This window comes from Bradyrhizobium valentinum (assembly GCF_001440405.1).
In the GTDB taxonomy this organism is placed as follows: Bacteria; Pseudomonadota; Alphaproteobacteria; order Rhizobiales; family Xanthobacteraceae; genus Bradyrhizobium; species Bradyrhizobium valentinum.
Window position 1 is genome coordinate 40,086 of sequence record NZ_LLXX01000122.1, and the last position, 6,000, is coordinate 46,085.

General features: G+C 62.9%; 6 protein-coding genes and 2 pseudogenes. 6 read left to right on the forward strand and 2 right to left on the reverse strand.

What is annotated here, in order from left to right; all coding sequences use genetic code 11:
* Positions 1-165 precede the first annotated feature (165 nt).
* From CP49_RS44855 to CP49_RS20730, 6 genes and pseudogenes are all read left to right on the forward strand, one after another.
* Positions 166-306, forward strand: coding sequence for a sigma 54-interacting transcriptional regulator (locus CP49_RS44855; protein WP_156438545.1), 141 nt, complete (start codon positions 166-168; stop codon positions 304-306).
* A gap of 378 nt (positions 307-684) precedes the next feature.
* Complete coding sequence (locus tag CP49_RS20710) at positions 685-879, forward strand: 4Fe-4S binding protein (RefSeq protein ID WP_057852062.1); 195 nt, start codon at positions 685-687, stop codon at positions 877-879.
* A gap of 11 nt (positions 880-890) precedes the next feature.
* Positions 891-1,085: a hypothetical protein gene (locus CP49_RS20715; RefSeq protein WP_156438546.1), complete on the forward strand. Its 195-nt coding sequence runs from the start codon at positions 891-893 to the stop codon at positions 1,083-1,085.
* Positions 1,079-2,571 (forward strand): annotated as a pseudogene (gene sufB / locus CP49_RS20720) (Fe-S cluster assembly protein SufB). The gene CP49_RS20715 and the pseudogene sufB overlap by 7 nt, the downstream one beginning before the upstream one ends.
* A gap of 125 nt (positions 2,572-2,696) precedes the next feature.
* Positions 2,697-3,449: a Fe-S cluster assembly ATPase SufC gene (gene sufC, locus CP49_RS20725; protein WP_057852064.1), complete on the forward strand. Its 753-nt coding sequence runs from the start codon at positions 2,697-2,699 to the stop codon at positions 3,447-3,449.
* Between the two features lie 179 nt (positions 3,450-3,628).
* On the forward strand, positions 3,629-4,000 hold the full coding sequence (locus CP49_RS20730) for a SufD family Fe-S cluster assembly protein (RefSeq protein ID WP_057852065.1): 372 nt from the start codon (positions 3,629-3,631) through the stop codon (positions 3,998-4,000).
* Positions 4,001-4,335: 335 nt separating this feature from the next.
* On the opposite strand, the gene CP49_RS20735 is transcribed toward CP49_RS20730, so the two are convergent.
* Both CP49_RS20735 and CP49_RS49320 read right to left on the reverse strand, forming a co-directional pair.
* Positions 4,336-5,604, reverse strand: a complete 1,269-nt coding sequence (locus CP49_RS20735) for a phosphate acyltransferase (RefSeq protein ID WP_420807627.1) — start codon at positions 5,602-5,604, stop codon at positions 4,336-4,338.
* A gap of 18 nt (positions 5,605-5,622) precedes the next feature.
* Positions 5,623-6,000, reverse strand: a pseudogene (locus tag CP49_RS49320) (NADP-dependent malic enzyme); the annotation flags it as partial.

The following is a 6,000-nucleotide window of genomic DNA, read 5'->3' on the forward strand; positions in this document are numbered from 1 at the left end:
CCAAGACGATCGTACTGTTGCGGGGCGTTCCGCGACCGGCAAGGAACTGGTCGCCACGCGTGCACGAGCTGTCGCCCCCGCTGCCTGAGACGGTGCTGGATCGCAATTGTCCGCCCAAGAGAAGAGGTCTTCATCGGAGCGCTGAACTCGCTCAAGGAATATCGAATGGCTGAGATGGCAACGCCGTTTCTCGACGAGATCGGTGAGATCTCGCCACACTTCCAGAAGCTGCTCTGTCTCCTGCAGGAGCAGGGACTCCAGCGCGTCGGCGACAAGAGACTATCAAGGTCGCCGTACTGTCACTGATGCCATTAACCGCAATCTCCAAAGGCGGTGGCGCGAAACAAGTTCCGCGCAGACCTCTACCATGGCATCAGCGTCGGGGAGCGGAGCGAAAATGCCGACCGCGACACCGTTATCGCGGGCATGGAGAAGTCGGGCTGGGCGCGGGCGGAAGGCGATTCGCCGCCTCGGGTTAACCCCATGCCAGACCAGCTACGCGCTCAAGAAGTACGGCATTCATATCAGGTGCGTGTGAGCCGAGTGTCGTGGTCGCGACACGGTGTCTGGCCCAGGACACGCGAGAGACAGGAAAATAGCCGAGATAAATCAAAGCTCGGCCTTTGGCACGAGCCTTGAAAGAAAGAAGCCGTCCCGCGTCGCCCGCCCAAGGAATCGGAGTTTATGGCTTACAAGATAATCGCCTCCCAGTGCACCGTCTGCGGCGCGTGTGAGTTCGAATGCCCCAACGCAGCAATCGGCCTCAAGAACGACATCTATGTAATCGATCCGAAGAAGTGCACCCAATGCGAGGATCATTTTGACGCGCCGCAATGCGCTGTTGTCTGCCCGATGCCCGACACATGCGTGCAGGCATAGAAGAGCGGCCGATGAGTGGGGCCGTGACGCGCAGCAAGATTGAGACTCTCTCGGCGGCGGTAACTTCTCTGATCGGTCGCCCGATTGGCCTGATCGCCGGCCTCGAACTGCGTGCGGCTTGCGCGATCGCCTATGCATCGAAGCAGGAACGGCGCAGCCCTCGTCGGAAATGGGCGGAGTTGTCCTTGCGGAGCGGGCAATGGTAGCCGTACGGGAGACGATCGACCGGGTGCGCCGCATCGACGTCGACCAGTATCGATATGGATTCGAGACGGTCATTGAATCGGAAAAGGCCCCAAGGGTCTGTCGGAAGACACCGTCCGCTTCATTTCCGCGAAGAAGAACGAGCCGGCCTGGATGCTGGAATGGCGGTTGGAGGCCTATCGCCGCTGGCTGACCATGACCGAGCCGACTGGGCGCGCGTCAACTACCCCAAGATCGACTACCAGGACATTCACTACTACGCGGCGCCGAAGCCGAAGAAGACGCTGTCCTCGATCGACGAAATCGATCCTGAAATCCTCAAGACCTACGAGAAGCTCGGCATCCCCCTGCGTGAAGTCGCCATTCTCGAAGGTGTCGAGCCCCCGCCCGGCGGCGAGCCGTCGGCCAATCGCAAGATCGCGGTCGACGCGGTGTTCGACTCGGTTTCGGTCGCGACCACGTTCCAGAAGGAGCTGAAGGCCGCGGGCGTGATCTTCATGCCGATCTCGGAGGCGATTCGCGAGCACCCCGAGCTGGTGCAGAAGTACCTCGGTTCGGTCGTGCCGACCTCGGACAATTACGTCGCGACGCTGAACTCGGCGGTGTTCTCCGACGGCTCGTTCGTCTACGTGCCGGCGGGCGTGCGCTGCCCGATGGAGCTGTCGACATACTTCCGCATCAACGAGCGCAACACCGGCCAGTTCGAGCGCACGCTGATCATCGCCGACAAGGGGTCTTACGTCAGCTACCTCGAAGGCTGCACCGCACCGCAGCGCGACGAGAACCAGCTCCATGCCGCCGCGGTCGAACTGGTCACGCTCGATGACGCCGAAATCAAATATTCGACGGTGCAGAACTGGTACCCCGGCAATTCCGAAGGAAAAGGCGGCATCTACAATTTCGTCACCAAGCGTGGCGACTGCCGTGGCAACAATTCAAAAATCTCCTGGACCCGGGTCGAAACCGGTTCGGCGATCACCTGGAAATATCCGAGTTGCATCCTGCGCGGCGACAATTCACGCGGCGAGTTCTACTCGATCGCGATCTCGAACGGTCACCAGCAGGTCGATAGCGGCACCAAGATGATCCATCTCGGCAAGAACACGACCAGCCGGATCATCTCCAAGGGCATCGCGGCCGGCGTCTCGCAGAACACCTATCGCGGGCTTGTCACCGCTCCGCAAGGCGACCGGCGCGCGCAATTTCACCGCCTGCGACTCGCTCCTGATCGGCGACAAATGCGGCGCGCATACCGTGCCTTACGTCGAGGCGAAGAACTTGTTCGCGATCTTCGAGCATGAAGCGACGACGTCAAAGATCTCCGAGGACGTGCTGTTCTATTGCACCCAGCGCGGCCTCAGCCAGGAGGAAGCCGTCGGCCTCGTGCTCAACGGCTTTGTGAAGGACGTGCTGCAGCAACTGCCCATGGAGTTCGCGGTTGAGGCGCAGAAGCTGATCTCGATCTTCCTCGAAGGTTCGGTTGGATAGTGACCTCATCTTGAGGAGGCCGCGCAGCGGCCGTCTCGAAGGATGAGAGGAAAGATTGTGGCCACGTCCTTCGAGACGCGCCTGCCGGCGCTCTTCAGGACGAGGGGTGAAAACGGAAAAATAATATGTCATGGCTTGAAGTGAAAGATCTGAAAGTCCGTGTCGAGGATCGCGAAATTCTCCACGGGCTGACGCTCACCGTGAATCCGGGCGAAGTGCACGCAATCATGGGACCGAACGGTTCCGGCAAATCGACGCTGTCGCACGTCATCGCGGGCAAGCCAGGCTATGAAGTAACCGATGGCCAGATCCTGTTCCGGGGCGAAGACCTCCTGGAGATGGAGCCGGACGAGCGCGCCGCCAAGGGCGTGTTCCCGGCGTTCCAGTATCCGGTCGAAATCCCTGGCGTCGCCACCATGAACTTCCTGCGCACCGCGCTGAACGCTCAGCGCAAGGCGCGTGGCGAGAGCGAGTTCTCGAAGCCCGACTTTCTTAAGAAGGTGCGCGAAGTCGCAAAGTCGCTCAACATCCCGCAGGACATGCTCAAGCGCGGCGTCAATGCCGGCTTTTCCGGCGGCGAGAAGAAGCGCAACGAGATCTTGCAGATGGCGCTGTTCGAGCCTGCCGTCTGCATCCTCGATGAAATGGATTCCGGCCTCGATATCGACGCGCTCAGGATAGCTGCCGATGGCGTCAACGCGCTGCGCTCGCCGCATCGGGCGATGATCGTCATCACCCACTATCAGCGACTCCTGAACTACATCGTGCCTAACGTTGTGCACGTGATGTCGAAAGGGCGCGTCGTGAAGAGCGGCGACCAGCAGCTCGCGCTGGAACTCGAGACCGCCGGGTACGCCCAGTTCGAGGACGTGGCCTAAGCGCGTAAGGAGCTTTCGATGAACCTGGTTCTGGCAAAAGCCGATACCGGACGTGCGGTCGGCAATGTGTTTGCCAATGCCCACAGCCGGTTGCCCGGCGCGGGCGCTGTCGCGGAGGCGCGCGCCAAGGCGTTCAAGGCCTATGAGCGTGCAGACCTGCCGCATCGGCATATCGAGGAGTGGAAGTACACGGACCTGCGTGCGCTGGTGCGCGAGGTGGCGCCGCTGCCGCGCCCGATGCCGCCGCGCTGGCGCGGGCGAAAGCCGCGGTCGCGCAGACGGCGATCGAAGGCGCGACGAAGCTGGTGCTGGTCGATGGGGTGTTCGCGCGCGATCTCTCCGACGTCCCCGAGCTGGGCCACGGCGTCGAGGTGCGCACGCTGCGTGAAGTTCTGGAGAATCCGGCCAACGAGGAGCGAGGCGACCTGCTGCTGACCGCGACGACGGATGCGGTGATCTCGCTCAATGCCGCGATGGTGACCGACGGCGTGATCATCACGGTCGCCGCCGGCGCCGTGCTGTCCCGGCCGATGCAATCGTCCATGTCGTAGCCACATCGTCGGCATCGAGCTTCACGCGCTCGCATCTGAGGCTTGGCGCGGGCGTGCAGGCGGCCGTGGTCGAAAGCTTTGTGGCGGCCGAAGGCGCTGGCACCTACCAGGCCAATGCTGCGGTGATCGTCTCGGTCGGTGATGAGGCTAATTTTGCGCATCTGCACGTGGTGGCGGACCTGGCGGACGGCATCAATATTTCCTCCGGATTGATCGCGGTCGGCGTGAAAGCGAAGCGCAATGTTTTCAGCATGACCTGTGCGGAACGATTATGGTCGTTCCGCTCTCCGCGATCAAATCGAATCCGCCTGCGCCCGGAAGGCGACCGCCTTCAATTAGCCGAGTTGCGGGCGGCCGGCGCACTCCTGGGCTTCGACGGCGGCAACCGCCGTCATGTTGAGCACGCCGCGCGCCGTCACCCCCGATGTGAGGATATGCGCCGGGCGTGCCGGGCCGATCAGGATCGGTCCCACCGGCAGCGCGTCCGCCAGCGTCTTGATCATCTGGTAGGCGACGTTGGCGGTGTCGAGGCTCGGCATGATCAGGATATTAGCGTCGCCTTCGAGCTTGGAATGCGGCAGCACGAGTTTGCGCGCAGCCGCCGAGAGCGCGGTATCGCCCTGCATCTCGCCGTCGGCCTCGATCTCCGGGTGCTTTTCCTTCAGGAGCGCGGTGGCACGGCGCATTTTGCGCGAGGCGTCGCTGTCGTAGCTGCCGAAGTCGGAATGTGACACGAACGCGACGCGCGGCTTCATGTTGAACCGATGCACATGGATCGCCGCAAGCGAAGCCATCTCCGCGAGCTCTTCGGCGCTCGGGTTGGGCCGCACCTGGGTATCGGCGATGAAATAGGAACCCTTGCTGGTGATCATCATCGACAGCGCCGCGAAATCACTGACGCCGGGAAGGAAGCCGACGATCTCGCGGACGTGGCGCAGATGGCTCATATAGCGGCCTTCGACGCCGCAGAGCATCGCATCGGCCTCGCCGCGGACCACCGCAAGGGCTGCGATCACGGTGTTGTTGGTGCGGACCACGGTACGTGCGGCCTCGGGCGTGACGCCGCGCCGTCCGGCGACGTCGATATAGGTCTGCACATAGGAGCGATAGCGCGGATCGTCCTCGGGATTGACGAGGTCGAAATCCTGTCCGGCCTTGATCGAGAGGCCGAACCGCTTAAGCCTCGCCTCGACGACCGAGGGACGCCCCACCAAAATCGGCCGCGCCAGTTTTTCCTCGAGCACGACCTGCGTCGCGCGGAGCACGCGCTCGTCCTCGCCCTCGGCATAGATCACGCGGACCGGCTGGGTCTTGGCCTTGGCGAACACCGGCTTCATGACAAGGCCGGAGCGGAACGCAAAGCGTTCGAGCAGCGCGGTATATTCGTCGAAATTCTTGATCGGGCGCGTCGCCACGCCGGATTCCATCGCGGCCCTCGCCACCGCGGGCGCGATGCGCAGGATCAGCCGTGGATCGAACGGGCTCGGAATCAGCGATCCCGGCCCAAAACCTTGCGTCTCGCCGCTGTCAAACCCGCGCGCCACCGCATCCGACGGCGGATCGCGCGCGAGCTGCGCGATCGCCTCGACGGCCGCATGTTTCATTTCCTCGTTGATCCCGGTGGCGCCGACGTCGAGCGCGCCGCGGAAGATGAACGGAAAGCACAGGACGTTGTTGACCTGGTTCGGGAAGTCGGAACGCCCGGTGCAGATCATCGCGTCGGGCCGCGCCTTCCGCGCCTCGTCCGGCATGATTTCCGGGTTCGGATTGGCCAGCGCCATCACCAGCGGCTGGTCGGCCATCGACTGGACCATCTCGGGCTTCAACACGTTGGGTGCCGATAGCCCCAGGAAGATATCGGCGCCGCCGATCACGTCCGCCAGCACGCGCGCGCTGGTCTTCTGCGCATAGACCGCCTTCCAGCGGTCCATCAGCGTGTTGCGGCCCTCATGCACCACGCCGTCGATGTCGCAGACCCAGATGTTCTTGCGCTGCGCGCC